The sequence below is a fragment of the Actinosynnema sp. NPDC023658 genome (genome assembly GCF_040639995.1).
GTDB lineage: Bacteria > Actinomycetota > Actinomycetes > Mycobacteriales > Pseudonocardiaceae > Actinosynnema.
In genome coordinates this window covers 1,482-2,226 of the sequence record NZ_JBFAAX010000899.1, presented here as the reverse complement: position 1 = coordinate 2,226, position 745 = coordinate 1,482, and the positions used below count along the sequence as shown (strand labels likewise).

The following is a 745-nucleotide window of genomic DNA, read 5'->3' as shown; positions in this document are numbered from 1 at the left end:
CCCTGACCGGGCCGGACGGCCGCACCACCCACATCACCAGCGAGACCACCGGTTTCCGCGAGATCGAGATCCGCGACAAGCAGCTCCTCGTCAACGGCAAGCGCACCCTGTTCAAGGGCGTGAACCGCGCCGAGACCGACCCCGACCACGGCCGGCACGTGCCGCGGGCGGCGCAGGAGCGGGACGTGGCGCTCATGGAGCAGCTCAACGTCAACGCGGTGCGCACCTCGCACTACCCGTCCGACCCGTACTTCTACGAGCTGGCCGACCGGCACGGCCTGTGGATCGACGACGAGGTCGACATCGAGACCCACGACCACGAGAACTGCGCCACCTGGTGCCAGGCGAACCAGCCCGAGTGGCGCGCGGCGTTCCTCGACCGCTTCACCGCCATGGTCGAGCGCGACAAGAACCACCCGAGCGTGCTCATGTGGGACACCGGCAACGAGGCCGGCCTCGGCGCGCACCACTTCGCCATGGCCGAGTGGCTGGAGGCCAACGAGCCGACCCGGCCCAAGTACCACCAGTCCAACAACCCCGACGGCGACGCCCCGTTCGCCGACGTGTGGGGCCCGCGCTACCCGTCGCCGGAGCGGTTCGAGGAGCAGGCGAAGACCACCACGAAGCCGCTGATCTTCGGTGAGTACGCGCACGCGATGGGCAACAGCCTGGGCAACTTCCGCGAGTTCTGGGACACGATCCGGGCCAACCCGGCCACCCAGGGCGGTTTCATCTGGGACTGGGC

General features: G+C 69.4%; 1 protein-coding gene. It reads left to right on the top strand.

What is annotated here, in order from left to right; genetic code table 11:
* Positions 1–745: glycoside hydrolase family 2 TIM barrel-domain containing protein (locus tag AB0G02_RS36145; protein ID WP_360803762.1), on the top strand; the 745-nt coding region annotated here is incomplete at both ends.